At 29.3% G+C, this 24,838-nt stretch carries 26 protein-coding genes; 12 read left to right on the forward strand and 14 right to left on the reverse strand.

Features of this window, described 5'->3' with window-relative positions; translation table 11 throughout:
- The first annotated feature begins 15 nt into the window (after positions 1–15).
- The 3 genes from acs to ACWYN7_RS11200 all read left to right on the forward strand — a co-directional run bounded on the left by acs (position 16) and on the right by ACWYN7_RS11200 (position 4,661).
- Complete coding sequence (gene acs / locus ACWYN7_RS11190) at positions 16–1,923, forward strand: acetate--CoA ligase (protein WP_462860041.1); 1,908 nt, start codon at positions 16–18, stop codon at positions 1,921–1,923.
- A 122-nt stretch (positions 1,924–2,045) separates the two neighbouring features.
- Positions 2,046–3,812, forward strand: a complete 1,767-nt coding sequence (locus ACWYN7_RS11195) for an ABC transporter ATP-binding protein (protein WP_462860042.1) — start codon at positions 2,046–2,048, stop codon at positions 3,810–3,812.
- An 81-nt stretch (positions 3,813–3,893) separates the two neighbouring features.
- The gene (locus ACWYN7_RS11200; protein WP_462860043.1) at positions 3,894–4,661 is read left to right on the forward strand and encodes a DUF6503 family protein; all 768 of its coding nucleotides are present in this window, start codon (positions 3,894–3,896) and stop codon (positions 4,659–4,661) included.
- An 89-nt stretch (positions 4,662–4,750) separates the two neighbouring features.
- Here the strand turns inward: ACWYN7_RS11200 and ACWYN7_RS11205 are convergent, their stop codons facing one another.
- The 5 genes from ACWYN7_RS11205 to ACWYN7_RS11225 are packed head-to-tail and all read right to left on the reverse strand — an operon-like array spanning position 4,751 to position 9,284.
- Positions 4,751–5,413 carry a 3'-5' exonuclease gene (locus ACWYN7_RS11205; protein ID WP_462860044.1) on the reverse strand — a complete coding sequence of 221 codons (663 nt, stop codon included), beginning with the start codon at positions 5,411–5,413 and terminating at the stop codon, positions 4,751–4,753.
- A 9-nt stretch (positions 5,414–5,422) separates the two neighbouring features.
- On the reverse strand, positions 5,423–7,333 hold the full coding sequence (locus ACWYN7_RS11210) for a DUF294 nucleotidyltransferase-like domain-containing protein (RefSeq protein ID WP_462860045.1): 1,911 nt from the start codon (positions 7,331–7,333) through the stop codon (positions 5,423–5,425).
- 18 nt (positions 7,334–7,351) lie between these two features.
- Positions 7,352–8,134, reverse strand: coding sequence for a hypothetical protein (locus ACWYN7_RS11215; protein WP_462860046.1), 783 nt, complete (start codon positions 8,132–8,134; stop codon positions 7,352–7,354).
- Positions 8,131–8,682, reverse strand: a complete 552-nt coding sequence (locus ACWYN7_RS11220; RefSeq protein ID WP_462860047.1) for an NUDIX hydrolase — start codon at positions 8,680–8,682, stop codon at positions 8,131–8,133. Before ACWYN7_RS11220 ends, ACWYN7_RS11215 begins: the two co-directional genes overlap by 4 nt.
- A gap of 11 nt (positions 8,683–8,693) precedes the next feature.
- Positions 8,694–9,284, reverse strand: coding sequence for an acyl-CoA thioesterase (locus ACWYN7_RS11225; protein WP_462860048.1), 591 nt, complete (start codon positions 9,282–9,284; stop codon positions 8,694–8,696).
- A gap of 216 nt (positions 9,285–9,500) precedes the next feature.
- Here ACWYN7_RS11225 and ACWYN7_RS11230 point away from each other — a divergent pair, with 216 nt between their 5' ends.
- Together ACWYN7_RS11230 and ACWYN7_RS11235 are read left to right on the forward strand one after the other, a co-directional pair.
- A complete protein-coding gene (locus ACWYN7_RS11230) occupies positions 9,501–10,280 on the forward strand; it encodes a choice-of-anchor V domain-containing protein (protein WP_462860050.1) in 780 nt (259 codons plus the stop codon).
- A 100-nt stretch (positions 10,281–10,380) separates the two neighbouring features.
- Positions 10,381–11,556 carry a GlmU family protein gene (locus ACWYN7_RS11235; RefSeq protein WP_462860052.1) on the forward strand — a complete coding sequence of 392 codons (1,176 nt, stop codon included), beginning with the start codon at positions 10,381–10,383 and terminating at the stop codon, positions 11,554–11,556.
- 96 nt (positions 11,557–11,652) lie between these two features.
- Here ACWYN7_RS11235 and ACWYN7_RS11240 read toward each other — a convergent pair whose 3' ends face one another.
- From ACWYN7_RS11240 to ACWYN7_RS11260, 5 genes are all read right to left on the reverse strand, one after another.
- The gene (locus ACWYN7_RS11240; RefSeq protein ID WP_462860053.1) at positions 11,653–12,387 is read right to left on the reverse strand and encodes a head GIN domain-containing protein; all 735 of its coding nucleotides are present in this window, start codon (positions 12,385–12,387) and stop codon (positions 11,653–11,655) included.
- A gap of 25 nt (positions 12,388–12,412) precedes the next feature.
- Entirely contained in the window at positions 12,413–13,495 is a 1,083-nt protein-coding gene (locus ACWYN7_RS11245) for a hypothetical protein (RefSeq protein ID WP_462860054.1), read from the reverse strand.
- Complete coding sequence (locus ACWYN7_RS11250; RefSeq protein ID WP_462860055.1) at positions 13,479–14,003, reverse strand: hypothetical protein; 525 nt, start codon at positions 14,001–14,003, stop codon at positions 13,479–13,481. The genes ACWYN7_RS11245 and ACWYN7_RS11250 overlap by 17 nt, the downstream gene beginning before the upstream one ends.
- Positions 13,993–14,559 carry an RNA polymerase sigma factor gene (locus ACWYN7_RS11255; protein WP_462860056.1) on the reverse strand — a complete coding sequence of 189 codons (567 nt, stop codon included), beginning with the start codon at positions 14,557–14,559 and terminating at the stop codon, positions 13,993–13,995. The genes ACWYN7_RS11250 and ACWYN7_RS11255 overlap by 11 nt, the downstream gene beginning before the upstream one ends.
- A 99-nt stretch (positions 14,560–14,658) precedes the next feature.
- Complete coding sequence (locus ACWYN7_RS11260) at positions 14,659–15,603, reverse strand: hypothetical protein (RefSeq protein WP_462860057.1); 945 nt, start codon at positions 15,601–15,603, stop codon at positions 14,659–14,661.
- Between the two features lie 201 nt (positions 15,604–15,804).
- Here ACWYN7_RS11260 and lon point away from each other — a divergent pair, with 201 nt between their 5' ends.
- Positions 15,805–18,258 carry an endopeptidase La gene (gene lon / locus ACWYN7_RS11265; RefSeq protein ID WP_462860058.1) on the forward strand — a complete coding sequence of 818 codons (2,454 nt, stop codon included), beginning with the start codon at positions 15,805–15,807 and terminating at the stop codon, positions 18,256–18,258.
- 85 nt (positions 18,259–18,343) lie between these two features.
- On the opposite strand, the gene ACWYN7_RS11270 is transcribed toward lon, so the two are convergent.
- From ACWYN7_RS11270 to ACWYN7_RS11285, 4 genes are all read right to left on the reverse strand, one after another.
- A complete protein-coding gene (locus tag ACWYN7_RS11270; RefSeq protein ID WP_462860059.1) occupies positions 18,344–18,769 on the reverse strand; it encodes a hypothetical protein in 426 nt (141 codons plus the stop codon).
- 174 nt (positions 18,770–18,943) lie between these two features.
- A complete protein-coding gene (locus ACWYN7_RS11275) occupies positions 18,944–19,816 on the reverse strand; it encodes a DUF5777 family beta-barrel protein (protein WP_462860060.1) in 873 nt (290 codons plus the stop codon).
- 28 nt (positions 19,817–19,844) lie between these two features.
- Positions 19,845–20,393, reverse strand: coding sequence for a YceI family protein (locus tag ACWYN7_RS11280; RefSeq protein ID WP_462860061.1), 549 nt, complete (start codon positions 20,391–20,393; stop codon positions 19,845–19,847).
- A complete protein-coding gene (locus ACWYN7_RS11285; protein WP_462860062.1) occupies positions 20,386–20,823 on the reverse strand; it encodes an OB-fold protein in 438 nt (145 codons plus the stop codon). Before ACWYN7_RS11285 ends, ACWYN7_RS11280 begins: the two co-directional genes overlap by 8 nt.
- A gap of 134 nt (positions 20,824–20,957) precedes the next feature.
- Between ACWYN7_RS11285 and ACWYN7_RS11290 the strand changes: the two genes are divergently transcribed.
- The 6 genes from ACWYN7_RS11290 (at position 20,958) to ACWYN7_RS11315 (ending at position 24,838) form a co-directional block, all read left to right on the forward strand.
- A complete protein-coding gene (locus ACWYN7_RS11290; RefSeq protein ID WP_462860063.1) occupies positions 20,958–22,043 on the forward strand; it encodes a LytR/AlgR family response regulator transcription factor in 1,086 nt (361 codons plus the stop codon).
- A 138-nt stretch (positions 22,044–22,181) separates the two neighbouring features.
- Entirely contained in the window at positions 22,182–22,535 is a 354-nt protein-coding gene (locus ACWYN7_RS11295; protein WP_462860064.1) for a c-type cytochrome, read from the forward strand.
- Positions 22,536–22,546: 11 nt separating this feature from the next.
- Positions 22,547–22,957, forward strand: a complete 411-nt coding sequence (locus ACWYN7_RS11300) for an OB-fold protein (RefSeq protein ID WP_462860065.1) — start codon at positions 22,547–22,549, stop codon at positions 22,955–22,957.
- Positions 22,958–22,978: 21 nt separating this feature from the next.
- Positions 22,979–23,524, forward strand: coding sequence for a YceI family protein (locus ACWYN7_RS11305; RefSeq protein ID WP_462860066.1), 546 nt, complete (start codon positions 22,979–22,981; stop codon positions 23,522–23,524).
- Between the two features lie 9 nt (positions 23,525–23,533).
- Entirely contained in the window at positions 23,534–24,403 is an 870-nt protein-coding gene (locus tag ACWYN7_RS11310) for a DUF5777 family beta-barrel protein (protein WP_462860068.1), read from the forward strand.
- Positions 24,404–24,415: 12 nt separating this feature from the next.
- Positions 24,416–24,838 (forward strand): thioesterase family protein, encoded by a 423-nt coding sequence (locus ACWYN7_RS11315; RefSeq protein ID WP_462860070.1) that lies wholly within the window; start codon positions 24,416–24,418, stop codon positions 24,836–24,838.

Consider the following 24,838-nt stretch of genomic DNA (forward strand, 5'->3'; position numbering starts at 1 on the left):
TATAAAAATCGTAAAATGAGTAATTATCACATAAAAAATTTCCCAGAATATTATCAAGTTTATCGTAATTCTATAAGAAACCCAGAATTGTTTTGGGAAGAAATTGCAGAAGAACATTTTGTTTGGCAAAAGCGATGGGATAAGGTGTTGAGTTGGGATTTCTCAAAGCCAGAAATCAAATGGTTTGAAGGTGCAAAACTAAATATCACCGAGAATTGTATTGATAGACATTTGGCTACAAGAGGAGATAAAACCGCTATTTTATTCGAGCCAAATAATCCAGAAGAACCAGCAGAACACATTACCTATCAACAATTGTCAGAACGTGTAAACCAGTTTGCAAATGTGCTAAAAGAAAATGGCATTCAAAAAGGAGATCGTGTTTGTATTTATGTACCCATGATTCCAGAATTGGCAATTGCCACTTTAGCATGCGCAAGAATTGGGGCAATTCATTCTGTGGTTTTTGCGGGTTTTTCATCCACAGCATTATCAACAAGAATTAATGATGCAGATTGCAAAATGGTGATTACCTCAGATGGTTCTTATAGAGGTTCTAAAACCATCGATTTAAAAGGAATTGTAGATGAAGCTTTAGAAGCTTGTCCATCAGTAAAAACAGTTTTGGTAGCAAAAAGAATCAACTCTAATATTACAATGAAAGAAGGTCGTGATCAATGGTTACAACCTTTGCTAGACAAAGCATCCACAGTATGTAAAGCAGAAATTATGGATGCAGAAGATCCATTGTTTATTTTATACACTTCAGGGTCTACAGGTTCGCCAAAAGGAATGGTACACACCACAGCTGGTTATATGATTTATACAGCATATACCTTTAAAAATGCATTTCAATATAGAGAAAATGACGTGTATTGGTGTACTGCAGATATTGGTTGGATTACGGGTCACTCATATATTGTGTATGGCCCATTAGCAAATGGAGCAACTTCTGTACTATTTGAAGGTGTACCAAGTTATCCAGATTTTGGTCGTTTTTGGGAAATTGTAGAGAAACATAAAATAACTCAATTTTATACAGCACCAACAGCTATTAGAGCTTTGGCAAAACACGGAACAGAATTGGTTGATAAATACGATTTATCATCTTTAAAAGTATTAGGTTCTGTAGGTGAACCCATAAACGAAGAAGCTTGGCATTGGTACAATGATACGATTGGTAAAAAGAACAGCCCTATTATAGATACTTGGTGGCAAACAGAAACAGGAGGAATGATGATTACACCAATTCCGTTTGTAACCCCTACAAAACCTACCTATGCAACATTGCCATTTATTGGAATTCAACCTTGTTTGATGGATGAAAACGGACAGGAATTACAAGGCAATCAAGTAGAAGGGAGATTGTGTATTAAATACCCTTGGCCAAGTATGGCTAGAACCATTTGGGGAAATCATCAACGTTATAAAGAAACCTATTTTTCTGCTTACGAAAATAAATACTTTACAGGTGATGGCGCTTTGCGCGATGAAGTTGGCTATTACAGAATTACAGGTAGAGTAGATGATGTGATTATTGTTTCTGGGCACAATTTAGGAACTGCACCAATAGAAGATGCTATTAATGAACATCAAGCTGTTGCTGAATCTGCGATTGTTGGTTTTCCACACGATATTAAAGGAAGTGCTTTATATGGATACATTACTTTAAAAGATTCAGGTGAAGACAGAAATCACGAAAATGTAAGAAAAGAAATCAACCAATTGATTGCAGATAAAATAGGACCAATTGCTAAATTGGATAAAATTCAGTTTACAGAAGGTCTTCCAAAAACACGATCAGGAAAAATTATGCGACGCATTCTACGTAAAATAGCTTCTGATGAGTTAAATAATTTGGGCGATGTTTCTACGCTTTTAAATCCAGAAGTTGTAGAAAGTATTATTAAACAGCGATTGTAAATTATTGTTTTTAATTTTAAATTCAGACCTGTCAGGTTTCCAAAACCTGACAGGTCTTTTTGTAAGTTTGCACATCTGTCATAATAGTTTCTAATGGCATATAAATTGACAATTACTAATTTATGCAGCATTATAAAGAATCATCACAAGAAAAAAAGAAACCAAAAGTTACTTTAAAACAAGCTTTTAAAACCATTATTTGGCCCAGAAGAAATTTAGTTTTTTTAGGTTTAATTTTAATTATCATCAGAAGTTTGTCTGGGTTTGTATTGCCCTTACAAAGTAAAGTTTTGTTCGATGAAGTTGTACCCAATAAAGACTTTAATCAATTGTATACATTAGTAGCCATTGTACTTGGAGCAATTTTAATACAAGCAGTTACCTCTTTTTTGTTGACAAAAGTGTTGAGTATACAAGCACAATATTTAATATCAGAATTAAGAGCAGAAGTACAAAAGAAAGTTTTAACATTGCCAATTAGTTTTTTTGATAACACAAAATCTGGAGCATTGGTTTCTAGAATTATGAGCGATGTAGAAGGAGTAAGAAATTTAATTGGTACTGGTTTAGTACAATTAATTGGCGGTTCTTTTACAGCAATAATTACATTGGTAATTCTAATAAAAATGAATGTTTGGATGACACTTTTTACCTTTGTTCCTTTATCAATTTTTGGCTTTATTGCGTTAAAATCTTTCAAATATATTCGTCCTATTTTTAGAGCTCGAGGCAAAATTAATGCAGAGGTTAAAGGGCGTTTAACAGAAACTTTAGGCGGAATTAGAGTAATAAAAGCCTTTAATGCAGAAGAGCAAGAAAGCAAGATATTTGAAAAAGGAGTTGCAGATATTTTTACCAATGTTAAAAAAAGTATGACAGCAACTGCAATTATGACAAGTTCATCTACTTTTTTAATAGGTGTAGCCACTACAGGAGTTATGGGTATTGGAGGTTATTATATGATTCAAGGTACAATGACCTTTGGAGATCTATTTAAATTTACAACTCTTTTGGCATTTATGGTAGCTCCAATTGTGCAAATGAGTAATATTGGTAGTCAATTAACAGAAGCTTTAGCAGGTTTAGACAGAACTGAAGAGTTAATGAATATGACTGCAGAAGAAGACAATGAAAACAGAACAATTGCTTTAGAAAACGTAAAAGGAGAAATTAATTTTGATGATGTTTCTTTTGCTTATGAAGCAGGGAAACAGGTATTGCATAATATCAATTTTAAAGTTCCTGCAGGTTCTGTTACTGCTTTGGTTGGGAGTTCTGGTTCTGGTAAATCTACCATTGCTGGTTTATCAGCAACATTTTTAAACCCTAAATCTGGTACAATTACTATTGATAATCAAGATATGTCTAAAGTAAAACTATCTAGTTATCGTAAAAATTTAGGTGTTGTTTTACAAGACGAATTTCTGTTTGAAGGTTCTATCAGAGAAAATATTCTATTTCCAAGACCAAATGCAACTGAAGAAGAATTGCAAAATGCAGTAAAAGCTGCTTATGTAAACGAGTTTACAGACAGATTCGATAATGGCTTAGATACCTTAATTGGAGAAAGAGGTGTAAAATTATCTGGAGGACAGAGACAAAGATTGGCAATTGCAAGAGCTATTTTGGCAGATCCTAAAATTCTTATTTTAGACGAAGCAACTTCTAGTTTAGATACAGAAAGTGAAGCTTTAATTCAGAAAAGTTTATCAGAGTTAATTAAAAATAGAACTACTATTGTTATTGCTCACAGATTAAGTACCATTAAAAAAGCAGATCAAATTTTGGTGATAGAAGCTGGTAAAATTGCAGAAAGAGGAACCCACCAAGAACTTATAGACGCAAAAGGCAGGTATTTTGATTTGTACACCTATCAAGCTAAGATTTAATAACACTAATTGCACTAAAGATTTCCTTATTTTTGTAAGTAATCAGAATCAATTCGACTTTCTTAAAACAAATTCAAACAAATGAAAAAAATACTTTTATTGCTGGTAGTGCTTTTTGCTATTTCTTGTAAAAACGAGAAGAAAAATCAAACAAAAGAAAAAGCAAGAAAAGTAAATAAAAAAGAAAATTTTCCTGATGAACTAGGTAAAGTTTTTGAAAAACATGGAGGGATAAATGCTTGGAGAAAAGCTCAAGTTTTATCTTTTAATAAAGGAGAAGAAGTACATACTGTTGATTTACATTCAAGAAAAACAGTAATCAATCACCCAAAATATTCTTTAGGTTTTGATGGACAACAAGTTTGGTTAGATGAAGAAAAAGAAGGTGCTTATAAAGGGAATCCTACTTTTTATTACAATTTGTATTTCTATTTTTATGCAATGCCTTTTGTGTTAGCAGATGATGGAATACTTTATGAAAAAGCCGAAAATGTTATTTCTTTTGAAGGCGTAGATTATCCTGGTTATAAAATTTCTTACAAAGCTAATATAGGTAATTCTTCTGATGATAATTATATTGTTTATTACAATCCTGAAACATTTCAGATGGAATGGTTAGCATATACTGTAACCTTTAATTCTAAAGCACCTAGTGAAAAGTTTAAAATAATTAAATATAACAAGTGGGTAAATGTAAACGGAGTTATTTTACCAAAAGAATTGATTTGGTACAAACAAGACGAAAATGGAAACCCAACTGAACCTGCAAGACCTGCAACAGAATTTACTTTACCTTTATTAAGTCAAGGTAAATTGGCTGATTCATTTTATGCTAAACCAGTTCAATAATTTAGATTTTATTGTTGATAAATTGATAGAATCTTATAAATAGAATTATAAAACCTCGAAAACAATAATGTTTTCGAGGTTCTCTTTTTTTAAGATAGTAAATCTTTAAATTTTAAATCAGTTGTTTTGTTTAAGCGAGATAGAATTTTTAAAAAGGCAATTGCAGTAATATAAGCATCTCCACTTGCAGTATGTCTATCACTTTTAGAGATTTTTAGTTCATCACACAAATCATCTAAAGTATAATGTTTTTGATCATTTTGATAAACAGCGTGTTTCGATTTTTTAAAAAGAAAACCAGTATCAATTGATTTATTTACCAAGTTGGGTAATTTGTTCCTTTTTAATATTTCATTAATCATTTGTACATCAAAACCCACGTGATGACCAACTAAAACCGCATTTTCAATATATTTTAGAAATAGTTTTAAAGCTTCTAATTCGCTTATTTTATCCATTTCACCGTATTTTAAAATTCCGTGAATGGGCACAGTTTCTGCTTTAAAAATTTCTTGTTTTATATAAACCTCAAAAGAATCTTTTACATTAATAATATTGTCTATTATAGAAACTGCACCAATAGATAAAACTCTATCTTTTTTCATAGAAAAACCAGTAGTTTCAGTGTCAAAAACAACAAATCGGGTTTGGTTTATTGGCAGTTTTTCTACATTTAAAAAAGCATTTTTATACTCTAAAAAATACTCAGGTAATACTTTTTTTTCTTTTTTTTGAAACCAATTAAACTCCATAGTATAATTTTATTTAGATAAATTAAATCGAATAGAAAGTACTTCTTGTATTTCTCTAATAGGTTTAAAACATCTTTTTAGTTTCAATTTTTCTTCTTTTGTTAAAGATTCTAATTTTATAAATTTACCAGAGTCGTTATGCAAAATACCTTGTTTGGTTTTAAACTTTAGCAAGGCTTTAAAAGCATAAGAACAAGATTGGTACAATTCTTTATTTTGTGGTTCAATTTCTGCTAACTTTTCAAAACGTTTGGCAGTGTTGTTAATTTCGTAAATATTATTAGATAAAGTTAAAAGTCTTGCAGCATTTATTAAAGGCATTAATGCTCTTTGTTTAATATTAAAAGAATCTTTATGATCTCCATTATTTTCTACTAAAAACTGTTTAAAAAAACCTAAGGGTGAAGGGCTAGCAATAGCTTCCTTACCAAGAAAATTAAAGAGCAAACTTCTTTCGTTTAGGGTTTTGAAAATACTTTGTGTTAATTCTTTTGCCAAAGAAGCACTACCATAAATGTGATTAAAATCAAAGAAAATAGAAGATAATAAAATTGCTTTTTCATCAACATTTATAATCCAGCTATTAAATTGTTCTTTCCATTCAGATAAAGATAAACACCATTTTGGGTTGTTTGCCATCATTTCTGCTGGGCAATATTCAAACCCTATTTTATGTAAAGACTTTGTAATATAACCCGCTAATTTTAAGAAGAAATTTTTAGTTTCTAAGTAGTTTTCTGTTGTAGTATCTTCAAAAATTAAGGCATTGTCTTGGTCTGTATATAAAAGTTGTTCTTCTCTACCTTGGCTACCCAAAGCAATCCAAGAAAACTTTACAGGTGGTGGTGATTGCATTTTTTTTAAAGAAATTTCAACAACTCTAATAGTAACACTATTGTTAATTTCTGATATTATTTTGGATATATGAGAAAGCGGAATATTCTGTTCTAAATAAGATTTTAAAAGTTGGTTAGCCTTGTTTCTAATTTTACGCAATTCACTGGTTCTTTTAGCCCTTTTTATTTCTTTTAAAATTACTGTAGGGTTATTTCCTAAAGAGGCTAAAACATCGTAGTTGTTTAAAATTCCTATTAATTTAGAGTTGCTTGTGCCATCTACTGTAATACATAAATGACTAACTTTATGTTTAATTATTTGTAGTTGAGCATCTAAAACCGTTAAGTGTTTAGGCTGTGTAATTACTGGTGATGACATAATTTCTGAAACACAAGTATCAATCGAAAAAATGCCAGTTGCTATTTTGTTTTTAAGATCACTATTAGTAATAATTCCTTTTGGAATTTTGGCTTCATCAACTACAACAATACAGCCCACTTTTTTAGAGCTCATTTTAATAGCTGCTTGTTTAATATTAGAATTTACGGTGCAACTTAAAGGGTTTTTCGTATATTTTACTGAATGTAAATTAGAGTATTTTAAACTGTCTTTTACAATATAATCTGTAAAAACATTGCTGCTTTGCTCGGTTGTATAAGGGTCAAAAGATTTTGAAGCAAATGAAGTAATTAAATACTTGTTTATCTTTTTATTGTTTTCTGATACTGATTGAAAAACAGCTATAGGGATGCCATAAACTATAGATTCTTCATTAGCAATTGCATCTAATAAATAGTTTTCTTTACTAATTAAGGGTCTTAAGCCAAAAATATCTCCAGCATCACAAATATCAATTAAAACACGTTGTTTTTTAGCATTTTGAAATAAACTAATTCCGCCATTTCTAACAATATAAAAGTGTTTATGATTGGTTTCATTTTTATTAAATAAAACTTTGCCTTTTTCTAAATAAACAATGTTTATTTCTTTAGCAATTTCTAATAATTTACTTTTTGATAGCAAGTTAAAAGGAGGGTAGTTTTTTAAAAAATCATAAACGCGTTCTGCAATTGAGTTTTTCATCCTTTTTTATTTTTAAAACTATTCACTTTTACTAATTGGTGTTTTTTCTAAATCAAAAACAGCAGTACTAATATTAACCTGAAACCAATTTTTAAACATTTTGTAATTACGTCTTTGTGGCCAATTTCTTTTATCTGTATGCCAACCTTCTAATTCCATCATAAAATATTTATCAAATTTCTTTTTTAAATAGGTATCTACATCTTCATAGCTAGCGTTATTTATTAAATAAATATTTATATCCTTTAAGTCATTTTCATCTATGGTAGCATCTGGGTAAATAGTATTTTGCCAATCTATAAAAGGTTGTAAGGGTTTTAAAGCAATTGCAGACCTGTTAATATAGTTTTCTTCAAAATCACTTTTTAAAGGAACAGTTTCGTCAGAAATAGTACCAGTTAACAGGTTTAGCATATAATCATCTTCTTCTGCTGTTTTTACTTTAAAACTAATTGAATCTTTATTTACTTTAATATCAAAGTCAACTATAAAATCGGTAAATTCTTTATATTTAATGGTTTTTTCTTTTACCATTTTTTTAAGTAAAGGAAAATGAAGAGGATCATCTTCTTTAGCTACAGAAATGATCTCTTTAAACTCATCTTTGTCAAAAATGGACTTTAAATTACCGTAATTCCAGGCGTTTATAACAAAATCAAAAATTTCTTCTTGATGCTCAAAATCATTGAGGTTATCTACAAAAGGAGAAATAAATTTCTCTATTAATGAAGAGTATTTTTCTTCAGGTTTTTGACTTGTTTTATGGTCTGCAACTAATTTTACTACTTTATTTTTTTTCATTTGTTTTTTTTTACATGCTGATGAATTTTAGAATAAACATCACAATAATAACTATGAAACCTCGAAAGCAAAACGTTTTCAAACTTTTCGGTTTCTGTTAAGATGGATAAATCATATAATTTAATAGCGTCAACTTCTTCTTTTTGAATGATTAATTCAGAAATAGGAACTTTTAATTCTGCAATAAAAACATGATGATGTTCGTTATCTTGAATTCCGTTTTTGTGTTTTACTTGATGAATTCTTGTGCCAATTTTAATCAAATCAGCTTCATTTAAAGTTAATCCAATTTCTTCAAAAACTTCTCTTTTTGCTGATGATAAAATTGATTCTCCTGCACCTATATGTCCAGCAACAGAAATATCCCACAAACCTGGAAATACTTTTTTAGTCAATGCTCTTTTTTGTAGCAATATTTTTTCATCCGAAGTAAATAACCAAATATGTACAGTGGCATGAAACCATCCATTTTTATGCGCTTCCGATTTTAAAGCGGTTTTGCCTGTTGGTTTTCCATCCGGAGTTAAAATATCTATGAATTCATCCAAAGAAAAAAAGTTTAAGTAAGTTCAATTTTAGAATTGCTGCCTTCAAAAAGGTGCATGTATTCTTCTGTTTTAAAAACGTCTTCGTTAAATCTAGAGGTTCTTTTTTTACTATGTTGTTGTCTTACAATACTTCTGGCAAAACGTCTAATGCTCTCTTTTGTGGTTAAAATTATACCAGGTACAGGTACGCTTTTTCCATTTTCATCTTTGGCAACCATGGTAAAATAAGAAGAATTACAATGTTTTATTTCGCCAGTTCTAATGTTTTCAGAAGTTACACGTAAACCCACAACCATAGAAGTTCTACCAGTGTAATTTATAGAAGCTTTTAGAGTAAGTAATTCACCAACTTCTATAGGGTTTAAAAAATCTACTTTGTTTACAGAAGCTGTAACACAATAATAGCCAGAATGTTTAGATGCACAAGCAAAAGCAATTTGATCCATTAAATTTAGAATATGACCTCCATGAATTTTTCCACTAAAATTAGAGTGAGATGGAAGCATTAACTCATTAATAGTTAATTGAGATTCGCTAATATGTTTAAAGTTTGTTTTGTTTTTTGTCATAAACCAAAAATACAATTCTTTTTTTTCTGACATTCTTTTTAGCTTAAAAAGTAAAGATTTTCAAGTAAAAATATTCCTTTTTACAGCCTCGTTTTTCCCTCTCAGCCGGTTTTTATTGTAATAAGGTTAGTTAATGGCTTTATTTACAATGGTTTTAGATTTATGCTATCATCAAAAATAGTGTAAAGCAATCACAAATAACATCTAAGAAATTAAGCCTAATTATATAACCAACTAAATTAAAAACAAATGAAAAAACACTACATTTTTAAACTTTTTTTATTACTTATACCAGTTTCAGCTTTTTTATTAATGTCTAGTTCTGGTGGTAGATCAGATGCTAGATCTGGCTCTCCTGGAGATGGTGGTGCAACTTGTGCTGCATGTCATAGTGGAGGTAATTTTAATGCTTCTGTAGAAATTACATCTAACATTCCAGATTCAGGTTATTTGTTAGATACAGATTATACAATTAATGTAAACACAACTTCTAGTTCTTCTGCTCATGGTTTTCAACTTACAGCAGAAAGTAATTCGAATGCAAAAATAGGAGCTTTTACTGCAGGTTCTGGTAGTAGAACTGTAAATAGTAATAAAGCAGTAACACACACTTTTCCATCAAGTTCTGGAGATTGGTCTTTTACTTGGAGATCACCTTCTACAGATTTGGGTAATGTAACATTTTACACTGCTGTAAATGCGGCTAATGGAAATGGTAATGCTTTTGATGGGGGAGATCAAGTAGTAACAGCAAGTACATCTTCGCCTTCATTAAGCATTAAAGAAGCTCAACGTTTAAACTTTGATTTATATCCAAACCCAGCTTTAGAAAATGTAACCATTCAGTTACCTTCTGGTTCAAGTAAAGCTACTGTTCAATTTTATAATTATATAGGTAAATTAGTTTTAACAAATAATGTTACAGAATTAAATAGTAAAATTAACGTAAGTAGTTTATCAAAAGGTATTTATGTCTTAAAAGTAGTTTCTGATGATAAAATTGGAAGTCAGAAATTTATTAAAAATTAAACCCTTTTAGTTCAAATGATGAAAACCGGTAGTATTTATGACTATCGGTTTTTTTTATGCTTTAAAAAAGCTAAATTTGTTTAGCTATAAAAACCAAGAAATGAATTACATTTTATTTGATGGAGATGTTAGAAAATCCCTTTTACCATTTACCTACACCAAACCAGTTGCAGATTTAAGAGTGGGAATTTTAACCATTAGAGAAAAATGGGAAAAATATTTAAGCCTAACTACAACAACCATAACAGAAGAATATTTAGAAGAAAAATATCCGATGGTAGAAATGGCAGAGAATATTTTAATAAATGCCTCTTTTTGTCCAACAAATAGTTTGGTAGAAAAAGTGAAAAATTTATCAGAAAACGAAGCCATTTTTAAAGGTGATGATGTAATTGCTTTTTTTACTTCGGATACACAAGATGAAGTAAATTTTGAAGAATACACTGCAATTGAGTTTGATGAAGACATTATTCAGATAAAAAATACTTGGGATATTTTTTCACTAAACAATAAAGCCATTCAAGAAGATTTCGATTTGCTTACAGAAGGACGAACTTCACAGCCAATTCCTGAAGGAGTACAATGCATTAATAAAGAAAATATTTTTATAGAAGAAGGTGCTAAAATTTCTTTTGCAATTTTAAATGCATCTAATGGACCAATTTATATTGGTAAAGATGCAGAAATTATGGAAGGTTGTGTAATAAGAGGTGCTTTAGCAATGTGCGAAAAATCAGTGTTAAAATTAGGCGCAAAAATTTATGGCGCAACTACCTTAGGTCCTTATTGCAAAGTAGGAGGAGAGGTTAATAATTCTGTATTATTTGGTTATTCTAGTAAAGGTCATGATGGGTATTTAGGAAATTCTGTTTTGGGAGAGTGGTGTAATTTAGGTGCAGACACAAATAACTCTAATCTTAAAAATAATTATGCTGAGGTAAAATTATGGGATTATGAAACAGGTAGATTTGCAAAAACAGGTTTACAATTTTGTGGTTTAATGATGGGAGATCATTCCAAATGCGGAATAAACACCATGTTTAATACAGGAACTGTTGTAGGAGTTTCTGCTAATATTTATGGAAGTGGTTTTCCAAGAAATTTTGTACCATCTTTTAGTTGGGGAGGTGCATCTGGTTTTACAGAATATAAAACCAACAAAGTTTTTGAAGTAGTAACAGTAGTTATGCAACGTAGAAATTTAGTTTTTGATGATGTAGAAAAACGAATTTTACAACATGTTTTTGAAGAAACCCAACAATACAGAAACTATTAAAAATTAATAACTGATTTTTAAAGTTATAAAATAAAAAAGACCTAAAGTGAATTTACATCTTTAGGTCTTTTTTTATTATTTAAATCATATTAATCTCTAATTCCTATCAATTACATCTCCAGAACCCACAGATTTAGTATCTATATATTTAGGGTTACCTTTGTAATACACACTACCAGAACCTACTACTTTTGCTTTAATTTTGGTTTTTACGGTAGTTCTTATACTTCCAGAACCAGCAATAGTTGCGTTTAAAGTATCTGTGCTTAATTCATATGCTTTTATGCTTCCAGAACCTGCAATAGAGCAATTTAATTCGTTAGATGTACCTTCTAATTTAATGTTTCCAGAGCCACCAATGTTTGCGCTAACTTCATCTGCATCAATGGTTAAAGTTATGTTTCCAGAGCCACCTAAAGATGTTTTTAAATCGTTGGCTTTAATAACACCTTCGTTGGTAATATTGCCAGAACCACCTAAAGAAACTTTATCAATATCACTATACGTAACAGTTACCGTTAATCTTTTTGTAGTATAAATATTGGTGTTTTTTTGATATTTTATTTTAAGAGTATTACCACTTACTTCAGTTTCTACATAAGGTATAATGTTTTCTTCGCCTTCTATTTTTATGTTCCCTTCTTTTCCTTCTATCAAGATCACATCAAAAGAACCTCCAACAGAAACTTCATCGTAATCGGATGTAGTTCTGTTAACAGTAACCACATTTCCATTTCCTTTTATTTTTTTATTACTTCCCCACCAGCTTTGGGCATTAGTAGATAAACTTAAAGTAATTGTAAATAGTAATAAAGTAATTTTTTTAAGCATAATTTTATTTTTTAGTAGATTGTATTTAAAATTTTTCTTTGATGGATACTCCTCCATACTGAGATCTTATTTTTATTCTAGCATTAGAATTTCCTTTACCAAATTTACCTTCGTAATATTTTTTTGTTGATTTAGATATTTTTTTAAAAAATTCTATTTGATCATCATCATATCTAAAACCAGCATATTGTAAGTCTAGCACAAAATCGAAAACAGCATCTTCATCAACATTAATTTTTATACCTGCATATTGTCCGTCAATAATCACGCTTTCAAAACCTTTTGCTAGTCTATCAACAGAAACACTACCATAATCTGTTTCTATATTTAAATTTTTATAAATAGTACCCAAACGCATACTTGCATAATCTGAATTTCCATTTACATTTTCAGCTTCGCTAATGCTTACAGAACCATAATCTGCGTTAAAATTGATGTTTTTTACTTTGCCAAATTTTATAGTTGAGTAGTCTTCATTTACTTTTAAATCTTCGGCTTTATCAATGGTAATTTTAGAATAATCTACATTAACATTACCCGTTTTCATAAAACTTACTGTAGAAGATGAGCAGTAATCTAAATTAATAGTATTGTTGTTTGCAGATAATTCGCCCACTGTAATTTTACCATAATCGCAATTAATATTTGCTTTACCAGATAAATCGCCTAAAAATATGTTACCATAATCGTTATTTAAATCTACGCTATTGGTTTTAGGCATTTTTACTTTGTAGTTAATTTTATAACTAAGGTTGTTACTTTTTTTCCAAAAAGACCAGCTTTTTTGTTCTTTTTCAAAAGTTGTTTTGGCAGATACAAAACTAGAAGAGGCATCAAATTCTACATCAATTGTAGATAATTTATCTTCTACACTTTCTAAACTGTTACCTTTAACAGTAATGGTTACTTCTATTTCTACGATGTTTTTATTCCAAGTAGTAATATTTAAATTTCCATACCTATTGTTTAGGGCAACTTTAGCATTGCTATTTACTTTGTATTCTTTTTGTATTACTTTGCTTTTTTCTTGTTTAGTACCAGTGTTATTTGCTACTGCAATGAGTGGGAAAAGTAAAAATAGTAAGGTAATTTTATATATAAATTTCATCATTTAAAAGGTTAGGGTTCTTAATCTGTTCAATTTGTTGCAATACATTTTCTAATATTTCTAAGCGTTGTTGGTAATTTCTTATCATAGAATTGATAATTTTTGTTTTATTACCTTCTGCATTTAATTCTAAAATAAACATTCTATAGTTGTCTTCAAGATCTTCTAAATGATCTAAAGCTTCTTCTATAATGCTTTCTGTTTCTAGGCTTCTGTTTTTTTCTACGGTTTTTAATTCTGCATTAATTGTACTTACAAAATAATCTTGTACTTCTTCTAGTTTAGGAGATACATCAGCAAGATCCATTACTCTTTTTTGATGTGAGCTACCCAACCAAAAGCCAAGAACTAATACAACAGATGCTGCAACAGAAAGCCATTTCCAAGAAGTTCTATTTATTTTTTTTGGGTGATTTAATTTACGTTCAAAACGTTCTAAATGCCCTGAATGTGGTTCTTGAAAATCGAAATCATTTTCAGAAAAAAAGTTATGTAATTTATCTTCCATAAGCTTGTGCTTGTATATTTTGCGCAAGTATAACTTGCTTTAATTTTTTCTTTGCTCTAGAAACTGTGGTTCTCACATTTTCGTTTGTGTAATTTAATATTTGTGCAATTTCTTCATAATCAAATCCTTCTATTAAATTAAGAGTGAGCACAACTCTATAATTTTCTTTTAATCCTTGTAAACTGTTTAAAACCAATTTAGGATTTAAACCTGTGTAATTTATAGCTTCATCTTCAATTTCATCATTAGGTACAACTTCCATTTTTACTTCTTCATAACGATTGTTTTTCTTAAGTTGTGTTAAGCTTTTATTGATAACAATTCGTTTTAGCCACGCACCAAATGCAACTTCCCCTTTGTAGGAATTTAGCTTTATAAACGCTGTTAAAAATGCTTCTTGCATAATATCTTCAGCTTCGTAACTGTCTTTTAAAATTCGGTGGGCTGAGTTGTACATTGCTTTGTAATAAGCATTGTAAATTTTCAGTTGCGCGTTTTTATCAGACGATTTACAGCGTTCTAAAAGGTTGGTTATATGTGGTTGATTAGCTTCCAATTAAAAACTTCTATTCTAAAGACAAAACTTTATTTGACTTGTGACAGTTTTTTAAAAATAATATAAAAGTTTTTAATAAGAGTAATATTAGTGCTTCGTTTATAGCTTTTTAAGAAATTGTGTAGCTTTTTCTTTGTTCGTTACTTTTTCTAAGTTCCAACTCAAATTATAGCTTATTTTATCGTTTATTTTTAATTCTTTTTCAGGACTTAAACATTCTAATTCACTAAACATATCATTTCCAAAAATAGTAACAGAAGTCCCTTTATCTGGATAAATCTTCTCTTCTTCAAAATTAAATTTTTCTATAAAAAGAGTATCATTTAAATAACCTGCTACCCAATTTCTGGAGTCTGTACCTATTTTTTGAGGAAATTCATCAGAAGATTTTAAAGTTAAAAGATTATTTTTTACGGATGCATTTTCTTCTGCATAATTTTGGGCATCTGGCCATTCAGAAATGGTAAAGCCATTTTTAAAAATACTATTTTTGGCTAATTTTGTATAACTAACATTTGGCGTTTTAATTTTTGATAAACTCCAAATAGTTAAAGGAATTTTCTCTAAAACTGGGGTTAAGGCAGGTTTTATTTTAATCAATTCTTGATTGATTTTTACAGTTGTATCAAATTCATTTATTGTAATTTTTCTAATGATTTGGATTCCTAGTAAATTGCTAATCGGACTTTTTAAAACTACACCGTTTTTTAAAATTGTTGCTTTATATTCACTTGCATTTATAAAAGGATCAGGCACATGTCTGGAGCCAGTTATCAAATGAAAATAATCTTCGGAACAAGGTAAAACTCGATTGCCACCAATATTAGGTGCTTGTATAATGTTGTTTTCTTTAAAATAAGCACCGTTTTTAAATGTTAATCCTTCTAGAGTTTTGTTTTCATAAAAGATATTATCAGCATTTAAAAAACCAAAATGTAAAATTCTACCAACTTCTGGAACAACAATTATTTTAATTTCTGAATTCGAGATTTCTATTGCTTTTTCCCAGCCTTTGTAAAAAATAGTTTTAACTCTTATTGTCATGTACTTTTTTCTACAAAAATGATAAAAAAATAATTGAGAATATGTATTTTATATGAATTGGCACAACAATTGTTTTTAATAATTGAGATAATCAGTCGTAATTTTTTATATTTATGATTATCAATACTTTAGTTTTAATATAGAGATATTGGTTTTGATGTAAAGAACATAATCAATGTCAGAATGACAGATATATAGCAAATGAGCAAATCAAAAATTATAAAGTTAGACAGTTTGTCTTTTCAGGATATTATGAGCGAAGACTCTGAGTTAATTCCTTTAATGACCCCTGAGGATGAGGAAATTATAAACAAAGAGAGTGTGCCAGAAACTTTACCAATATTGCCTTTAAGAAATACTGTTTTATTTCCGGGAGTTGTAATTCCTATTACAGCAGGTAGAGATAAATCGATTCAGTTGATAAAAGATGCAAACAAGGGCAATAAAATTATTGGGGTTGTAGCGCAACGTAATGAAGATGAGGAAATACCAAGTTTAAAAGACATTCATAGAACTGGAGTTGTAGCACAGATTTTACGTGTTTTAAAAATGCCTGATGGTAATACAACCGTAATTATTCAAGGTAAAAAACGTTTTGAAATTGATGAGTTAATTCAGACAGAACCTTATTTAAGAGCTACAGTAAAAGAGTCCTTTGAAAATAAAGTAATAGAAGATAAAAAAGAATTCGATGCTATTATCGATTCTATTAAAGAACAGGCTTTAGAGGTAATTAAAGAAAACCCAATGTTGCCAAGTGAAGCTTCTTTTGCTATAAAAAACATACAATCGAATTCGTTTTTGGTGAATTTTATTGCATCCAATATGGATTTAAGTGTGATGCAAAAACAAGTAATTTTAGAAAAAGACAATCTAAAAGAACGAGCATTATTAACACTTAAAAACTTAAACAAAGAGCTGCAAAAATTACAATTGCGTAACGATATTCAGTCTAAAACTCGAGAAGATTTAGATCAACAACAACGTGAATATTATTTAAATCAGCAATTAAAAACCATTCAAGAAGAATTAGGAGGTGTTTCTAATGATCAAGAATTGGAAGAAATGCGCAAGCAAGCCAAAACAAAAAAGTGGAGTAAAGAAGTAGGAGAAACTTTTGAAAAAGAGCTGAGTCGTTTAAAAAGAATGAATCCGCAAGCTGCTGAATATGGTGTACAAAGAAGTTACTTAGAGTTGTTATTAGAATTGCCTTGGGGAATTTTCTCAGAAGATAAATTCGACTTAAAACGTGCTACCAAAGTTTTAGACAGAGACCATTTTGGATTAGAAAAAGTAAAAGAAAGAATTATCGAGCATTTGGCTGTTTTAAAGTTAAGAAACGATATGAAATCGCCAATTATCTGTTTGTATGGGCCTCCTGGAGTTGGTAAAACTTCGTTAGGAAAATCGATAGCAGAATCTTTAGGACGTAAATATGTAAGAATGTCTTTAGGTGGTTTACGTGACGAAGCTGAAATAAGAGGTCACAGAAAAACATATATTGGTGCAATGCCTGGGCGTTTAATTCAGAACCTAAAAAAGGCAGGAACATCAAACCCAGTTTTTGTTTTGGACGAGATTGATAAGTTAGGACAAAGTCATCAAGGAGATCCATCTTCTGCCATGTTAGAAGTTTTAGATCCTGAACAAAATGAAGCTTTTTACGATAATTATTTAGAAGTTGGTTACGATTTATCTAAAGTACTTTTTATAGCAACAGCTAATAATTTAGGACAAATTCCTTGGGCTTTACGAGATAGAATGGAAATTATAAATGTTACAGGTTATACTATCGAAGAAAAAGTAGAAATTGCCAAAAGACATTTATTGCCTAAACAATTAAAAGAACATGGATTAACTACCAAAGATTTAAAATTAGGTAAAAAACAAATAGAGCAAATTGTAGAAGGATATACTCGCGAATCTGGTGTTCGTGGTTTAGAAAAGCAAGTAGCTAAAGTGGTGCGTTTTGCTGCCAAAAGTATCGCTTTAGAAGAAGAATATGAGGTAAGTTTATCATCAGAAAAAGTAGAAGAAATTTTAGGAACACCAAGAAACAGAGATAAATACGAAACCAATGATGTTGCTGGTGTAGTTACAGGTTTGGCTTGGACTTCTGTTGGGGGTGATATTTTATTTATAGAATCTATTTTATCTAAAGGTAAAGGAAACCTTTCTATAACTGGTAATCTAGGAACTGTAATGAAAGAATCTGCAACAATTGCTCTGCAATACATAAAATCTAATGCTGAAGAATTTGGTATAAACCCAGAAGTTTTAGAGAAATATAATGTTCATATTCACGTACCAGAAGGCGCAACTCCTAAAGATGGACCAAGTGCTGGTATTACCATGTTAACTTCTTTAATTTCTTCGTATACACAAAGAAAAGTTAAGAATAAATTAGCAATGACTGGCGAAATTACTTTACGTGGAAGAGTGTTGCCTGTTGGCGGAATTAAAGAAAAAATATTGGCTGCTAAAAGAGCAAATATTAAAGAAATAATTCTTTGTGAAGATAATAGAAAAGACATTTTAGAAATTAAAGAAAGTTATTTAAAAGGATTAACTTTTCACTATGTTTCTGATATGAAACAGGTAATCGATATTGCTTTAACAAAGCAAAAAGTTAAAAATGCTAAGAAATTAGTTTAGTCTTTTAATACTTTTAAATTAAAAAAAAAACTCTTATTCTAATTACAGAATAAGAGTTTTTTAGTTTTATTTAAGGCTTAAATATTTATTCTACAATAAAAAATCGAGGATCTGAATTTTGGATATTTCCATTAGCATCTGTTGCACTAATTATTACACTATAAGTTTCAGTTTTACTAGGTGTAAAACTCTCCGAAATAATAAGTTCAGTTTGCATATTTGCTGAGCTATTCACAGTTTTTTCAAATACTATAGTTCCATTATTGTCAAGTACTTTTAAATGCATAAATGCAATTTTTGTTTCATCTGTTCCAATTGCTTTTATAAATACTTTATCTGCCTCTGGCCAAGCACCTCCCCAATAGCCAACATAATTTTGATTTACTTCTGGACTTTCAATTGCGATTGTTGGGGCAATAGTGTCTAAGTTCTCTTCAACATCATTTGAGCAACTTGAAATTAGAATTCCTACTGCTATTAAGAGAATTAATTTTATATTATTATTTTTCATTTGCTAAATTTAAATTCCGATTTTTTTTTTAAAATTATCAATAAAAGGAAGGGGCAAATATATAGCTAACTTTAACTTTTAGGTATTAACTTTAAGTTAATTAATGGAGAGGTTTTATGTAAAGAATCACTTGTAAATTATCATCCTAAGAAATTAAAAATGAAATTCTATTTGCTATAATTTCTTCTTTTTAGTCTGTAATACCCATGTAGCATTAAATCCAAAATGGAAATTACCGTCTTTAGCGTTAAAATTATTTCTAGTTTGGGTGATAAAAGTATCTTCTGCAAAGTTTCTAGCATTGGTCATCTGAAATTGTAACATTAAATGGCTCAATTCCCAATTAATACCAATCATAAAAGCATTGTAATTTTCTATGGATGTTATTGGATTTGTAACATAAAAATATTCTGATACTATAGATGCATGACCACCAATTTTATGTCTACCTCCAAAAGCAATTGCAAATTGATTTTTAGTATCATTAATTAACGGATTTTCTGCTCTTTGTATAAAAGTGGGTGCAACTTGTAAAGAAAGTTCAGTATTTATTTTTCTAGCAATTAAAACTTGACTGGTAAAAGCATATTTACTAGAAGTTGATGTGTTGATTTGTTGATAATAATCATTATACATGCTTTCTACTTTTCTATGCGAAAAACCTTGAACTAAAGTAATGCTAACTACACCTTTGTTCGAGTTCTGACGTTGTTTTAAAAGTTTATATTTAAAAAATCCATCAGTAATTTTGTCATAATTAGTATAGCCTAAACCAAAGGTAAAATTATCAGAAAAAGCATAATCTAAACCATAACGTATGCTAACTTTATCCGCTAAAAAACGTTGTCCTTTAAAATCTGGCATGTTCCAATATCTATTGTAAAAAGCAATTTCTAAAATTCCTTTTTTACGTGTTTCTATAGAATGTCCTAATCCAATTCTGGTAGTTTTAAACGTAGCAATTTCATAAACAGGTTTGTCTGGAAATTCTTTTTCTAATTTGTCTAATAAACCCTGTGCGTTTAGAGAAGAATGCACTAGTAGCATACACAAAAAGAACAGTTTAAAAATGTTTTTATTCTTCATAAGGTTTGTATTGAAAGTTAAACTTTATAGAAATGGTTTTGGCAATATTACTAGATAAAATTGGCGGAATTTTAATTTCAAAATCGTTAACTAAAAGCTCAAAAGTACCAGAAAGTGTATAATTACCATCGTTGTTTACTATGGTGGTTTTAATATCTATTTCTTTTGTAATTCCATGAATGGTTAATTTTCCGCGAATAATTTTGGTTTGATTTTGATTGGTTTTTATATCAAAATCAATAATTTTTCCTTCAAAATTTGCCTTTGGATAAATGTCAGATTCAATATAACTTTCATTAAAATGCTCGTACATTAAATCCTTTTTAAAAACAAAAGCACGCATTAACATACTAATTGCAATTTCTTGTTTTTTTATATCTAAAATGCTAAGAACTTGATTGTTTTTGGCTTCAATATTTTCAACAGAAGTATAAGAGAAGAAAGAAATTTGACCTTGTCTTGCAATAAATTGATTTTGTTTTTCATTAAAATCAGCAAAAGAAATAATCAGAAAAAAAAGTGGTAATAATTTATTCATTGATTGGTAAATCTATTGAGCAATTTAAAAATATAACATCTTTTAAAAATCCTTTGCAAATACCTTTTACTTTAATTTTTTGATGTTGTTTTAGATGATGTAATTTTTCTCTTTGATTTGGGTTGATATCGCAAATTACTCCAAATGTTTCAGAATTACTATTTAAAATAATGGTATTTCTATCATTTAAATAGCTAATTTCTTTAATTGTACCTGTAATTTCTATAATTTTTCCTGTGTATAATAGGTTTGCTTTGGCTTCGTTATTGGCATAATAATTTACCAAATCTGTTGCTTTTAAATTGTATTCAGTAACTTCATTTTCAACGTTTTTGTTACTCAATTTAAAAAAAGGCTTCGTAAAATATAGAATACTCAGTAAAATTACTAAAAGAATAGTTATGCTATAAAAGATGCTTTTTGCTTTCATATGGCATCAAAGAAAATGAAAACTATTGTTTTTAAAAAACAAAACCTTCTGAAAGCGAAAAAAATGCTTTAAAGAGGAATAAAATCTTGACAATAAGAAAAGAATAGTGGTATATTTCAACATTCTATTTTTAAATGAAAAAAGACAAACTTTATTTTTTAACTTTTTTATCTATTGCAGCCATTTTTCTTTTGGTTGCTATGTTTGCTTCTAAATATTTTATTAAAGTTAGTGCTAATCAGTTGATAGAAGTGCAAGTAGAATCTAGTAAACGAGAAGCAAATGAAATTGCAAAACTGATCGATTTTCAATTATCATCTGGTATAAAAAAAGAAGGAATTGTAAAAAACGTTCAGCAAATTATAGAAAATACTAATACAGATAGTTGGTTTATTAGTGTTTTTAATTGGAGTGGAAAAGAGGTTGCAAACCCTGATAAAACCAAAGTGGGGCAGTTGGTTAGCTCAAATCAAACTTTATTGGCTTCTTTAAAAGAGAAAAACAATTCTGATAATTTGTACGATTTATTGGTAAATTCAGATACAAATTCATCTTCAGAAATTATTCATATTTCGCCCATTAAAAATTCAGATTTAATTATAGCTGCCAACGTAAATATTAAAAGTATTTCGATTCAAATGAATACTTTAAAAAGCAATTTTTATTTGATTTTTCTGGTGATGGGAGTTTTAATAATTGTGCTTTCGTTTTTAGCAGTTAGAGTTATTGGTAGTGCTTATGAAAAACAATTGGAGTTAAGAAATACCAATTTAACATCAGAAGTTGTAAACCTTTCTAAATTAAATACAGATTTGGTTTCTTACAAAGAAAAAGTAGCAGAAATACCTAAAGAAACTGTAAAACAAGAATCATCAGAAAAAGAAAAAGAACGAATTCTTACCTATGTTAGAAACGAGTTAGTGCCCATTGCAACAAAAGATATTGCTTTTGTGTATACAGAAAACACAATAACGTATGTGGTTTGTTTTGATGGTAAAAAATCTACAACAAATTTAAGTTTAGATGATATGTATACAAACTTAAACTCAACCTTATTTTTTAGAGCTAACAGACAATTTATAATAAGTATAACAGCCATTGATAAAATTATTAAATACGGAAATAGTCAGTTAAAAATTTTATTACAATCTAAAACATCCGAAGAAATAATTATCAGTAAAAACAAAGCTGCCGAATTTAAACAATGGCTAAGTATTTAGTTTTTTTAGTGAGTTTCTCTTTCCTTTTTAACTTATTTTTTTCCCTTTAAACCTTTTTTCTTTCTCTTTCAAAGAACTTAATAGTTTATAAACAGTTGTAAATCATTTATTTTACGGTAACACTAAAACCGAATTTAAATGAACAACCTACTAAAATTAAGAAATGCTTTGTTGCTCTTTTCTGTATCCATTTTACTTGCTTCTTGTTTAAAAAACGTAGAAGAGACAATTGAAGAAACACCAGAAACAGATCCGTGTGCAACAATTACCTACACTCTAAATGTAAAACCAATTATAGACAACAATTGTATACAATGTCATGGAACAGGTGGTAATTTTCCAAACTTAACTACTTATAATGGCACAAGTGCAAACGCAAGCAGCGTAAAAGCAGAAGTGGTAAGCAGAAGAATGCCTCAAGGAGGTTCTTTAACAACTGCAGAAATAGAAGCGATAAGTTGTTGGGTAGATGCAGGCGCATTAAATAATTAAAATTAGAAGCTATGAATAAAAAGAAAATAATTTTATCAGCTCTAGTTGTTGTAATTCTTGGTGCATTTTTAGGATATAAAATGTACAATAAGCCACATAGAAACATAACAGAAACATCTGCAGATATTAGTGTTTCTGCAAATGCAATTTTAGAAGAATTTTCTTCGGATGAAAAAACGGCTAACAGTAAATACTTAGAAAAAATAATAGCTGTAACTGGTACTATTTCTACGATAAAAATAGAAAAAGGTAAAGGCATCATCACTTTAACAACTCAAGATGATTTTGGTGGCGTACTTTGTCATTTGTCCGAAAATGCAACAAAAAAAATAAACACTTTAAAAACGGGGCAGGTTATCACTGTAAAAGGAATTTGCACAGGTTATTTGATGGATGTTGTTTTGGTAAAATCAGAATTTTAATTAAAAAAAAAATACAGAAATATGAAAATTACACTTACGCTAATTTGCTGTTTTTTATGGGTTTCAATTACTCAAAGTCAAGGAAAATATTTAACAAAAAATGGGGCTATCAATTTTTTTTCTAAAGCACCAATGGAAGATATTACAGCAGATAACAACCAAGTTTTAAGCATTATTGATGCAGATAATAGTAAAATGGCAATATCCATTTTAATGAAATCTTTTCTGTTTGAAAAAGCATTAATGCAAGAACATTTTAACGAGAATTATGTAGAGTCAGACAAATATCCGAAAGCAACTTTTAAAGGCGAAATTTTAGATTTTAATACAGTAAATGAAGTTGTTAGTACAAAACAAGTAAAAGGAGTTTTAACCATTCACGGAGTTTCTAAAGAAATGGTTATTGCTGCAAATATGATTAAGAAAAACAACACAATTCTAGTTTCTGGTGATTTTATGATAAACTTAGAAGACTTTAACGTAAAAATACCTGCAATTGTAGCTAAAAATATAGCCAAAAAAATTAAAGTTACTTTCAATTTCAATCATCAACCATATCAAAAATAATTCTGCACAATGAAAAAAATATTCTTTACCATTTTTCTGATTTTTATCCATAATTCAATTTTTTGTCAAGACGATTTATTAGATATTTTAGAAGATGAAACACCTAAAAGTACAATAGATAATATAGTAACATCAACATTTAAAGGCACCCGAATTTTAAACGGTCATTCTATAGAAAATAGAAAAGACAGCGAGTTAGAATTTATAATTTCGCACAGATTTGGTGCTATAAATTTAGGCTTTGATGAGCTTTTTGGATTAGACCAATCTAACATTCGTTTTGCTTTAGAATATGGAGTAACAGACAATTTAACAGCAGGTTTTGGTAGAAGTAGTTTCGAAAAAACTTACGATTCTTTTTTAAAATATAGTTTAATAAAACAACGAAAAGGAGAGAATTCATTTCCGGTAGCCATTTCACTTTTTGGAAGTGTTGCCGTAAAAACTATTAAAGATTACGATCCTGCAGATAAAAGAACTTTTGCAGAAAGCTTGTTTTATGTTGGGCAAGTTTTATTGGCAAGAAAGTTTAGCGAGTCTTTTTCGTTTCAAGTAACTCCAACTTACATCCATAGAAATACAGTAAAAATAGCAGCAGATCCACACGATATTTTTGCTGTTGGTTTTGGAGGTAGATTAAAATTAAGTAAAAGAGTTTCTTTAAACAGTGAGTATTATTATGCTTTTGATAAATCTGAATCTATAAATGCTAGAAATTCACTGGCTTTTGGTGTAGATATAGAAACTGGCGGACATGTATTTCAATTAATTTTATCGAATGCCATTACAATGATAGAAAAAAGTTTTATAGCAGAAAATACTGGTAATTTTTTTGGAGGTGATATTCATTTTGGCTTTAACATTTCAAGAACATTTTAAATCGAAAAAACTATGTTTCAAAGAACTTATAGGGTTAAAGGAGAAGATGTAAACGATTTTATGGTGATGCAAAATGCAGCTTATTTAAACTATTCATCTAAAATATTAGAAACTTTTTTATATGTAAACGGATTTACAAAAATTAAATTAAACAACCTACAAGTGGGTTTGCAGAAAAAGAACGATCAAATTATACAACACAAAAGGTTATTGTTTACAGAAGCTTTTTCTGTGAATTTAGCTTGCGAAAGTATCGTGTTTAGTAATTATAAAATGAAGGTTTCAATCCGTTTTTATAATAATAAAAAAGAATTGTGCACAACCATCACAAGAGAATTATTTTGGTTCGATTATACTGCTTGGACAACAATTTGCCCTCCAAAATCGATTCGTAAATATTTTTTAGAAGCAAAAGAATTTAAAAAAGTAGGGTAA

The organism is Polaribacter sp. M10 (assembly GCF_054968445.1).

Excerpts from the sequence above, each read along its gene's own strand:
- acs (WP_462860041.1), top strand. The coding sequence starts at position 16 with ATGAGTAATTATCACATAAAAAATTTCCCAGAATATTATCAAGTTTAT.
- ACWYN7_RS11195 (WP_462860042.1), top strand. The coding sequence starts at position 2,046 with ATGCAGCATTATAAAGAATCATCACAAGAAAAAAAGAAACCAAAAGTT.
- ACWYN7_RS11200 (WP_462860043.1), top strand. The coding sequence starts at position 3,894 with ATGAAAAAAATACTTTTATTGCTGGTAGTGCTTTTTGCTATTTCTTGT.
- ACWYN7_RS11205 (WP_462860044.1), bottom strand. The coding sequence starts at position 5,413 with ATGGAGTTTAATTGGTTTCAAAAAAAAGAAAAAAAAGTATTACCTGAG.
- ACWYN7_RS11210 (WP_462860045.1), bottom strand. The coding sequence starts at position 7,333 with ATGAAAAACTCAATTGCAGAACGCGTTTATGATTTTTTAAAAAACTAC.
- ACWYN7_RS11215 (WP_462860046.1), bottom strand. The coding sequence starts at position 8,134 with ATGAAAAAAAATAAAGTAGTAAAATTAGTTGCAGACCATAAAACAAGT.
- ACWYN7_RS11225 (WP_462860048.1), bottom strand. The coding sequence starts at position 9,284 with ATGTCAGAAAAAAAAGAATTGTATTTTTGGTTTATGACAAAAAACAAA.
- ACWYN7_RS11230 (WP_462860050.1), top strand. The coding sequence starts at position 9,501 with ATGAAAAAACACTACATTTTTAAACTTTTTTTATTACTTATACCAGTT.
- ACWYN7_RS11235 (WP_462860052.1), top strand. The coding sequence starts at position 10,381 with ATGAATTACATTTTATTTGATGGAGATGTTAGAAAATCCCTTTTACCA.
- ACWYN7_RS11240 (WP_462860053.1), bottom strand. The coding sequence starts at position 12,387 with ATGCTTAAAAAAATTACTTTATTACTATTTACAATTACTTTAAGTTTA.
- ACWYN7_RS11245 (WP_462860054.1), bottom strand. The coding sequence starts at position 13,495 with ATGAAATTTATATATAAAATTACCTTACTATTTTTACTTTTCCCACTC.
- ACWYN7_RS11250 (WP_462860055.1), bottom strand. The coding sequence starts at position 14,003 with ATGGAAGATAAATTACATAACTTTTTTTCTGAAAATGATTTCGATTTT.
- ACWYN7_RS11260 (WP_462860057.1), bottom strand. The coding sequence starts at position 15,603 with ATGACAATAAGAGTTAAAACTATTTTTTACAAAGGCTGGGAAAAAGCA.
- lon (WP_462860058.1), top strand. The coding sequence starts at position 15,805 with ATGAGCAAATCAAAAATTATAAAGTTAGACAGTTTGTCTTTTCAGGAT.
- ACWYN7_RS11270 (WP_462860059.1), bottom strand. The coding sequence starts at position 18,769 with ATGAAAAATAATAATATAAAATTAATTCTCTTAATAGCAGTAGGAATT.
- ACWYN7_RS11275 (WP_462860060.1), bottom strand. The coding sequence starts at position 19,816 with ATGCTACTAGTGCATTCTTCTCTAAACGCACAGGGTTTATTAGACAAA.
- ACWYN7_RS11280 (WP_462860061.1), bottom strand. The coding sequence starts at position 20,393 with ATGAATAAATTATTACCACTTTTTTTTCTGATTATTTCTTTTGCTGAT.
- ACWYN7_RS11285 (WP_462860062.1), bottom strand. The coding sequence starts at position 20,823 with ATGAAAGCAAAAAGCATCTTTTATAGCATAACTATTCTTTTAGTAATT.
- ACWYN7_RS11290 (WP_462860063.1), top strand. The coding sequence starts at position 20,958 with ATGAAAAAAGACAAACTTTATTTTTTAACTTTTTTATCTATTGCAGCC.
- ACWYN7_RS11295 (WP_462860064.1), top strand. The coding sequence starts at position 22,182 with ATGAACAACCTACTAAAATTAAGAAATGCTTTGTTGCTCTTTTCTGTA.
- ACWYN7_RS11300 (WP_462860065.1), top strand. The coding sequence starts at position 22,547 with ATGAATAAAAAGAAAATAATTTTATCAGCTCTAGTTGTTGTAATTCTT.
- ACWYN7_RS11305 (WP_462860066.1), top strand. The coding sequence starts at position 22,979 with ATGAAAATTACACTTACGCTAATTTGCTGTTTTTTATGGGTTTCAATT.
- ACWYN7_RS11310 (WP_462860068.1), top strand. The coding sequence starts at position 23,534 with ATGAAAAAAATATTCTTTACCATTTTTCTGATTTTTATCCATAATTCA.
- ACWYN7_RS11315 (WP_462860070.1), top strand. The coding sequence starts at position 24,416 with ATGTTTCAAAGAACTTATAGGGTTAAAGGAGAAGATGTAAACGATTTT.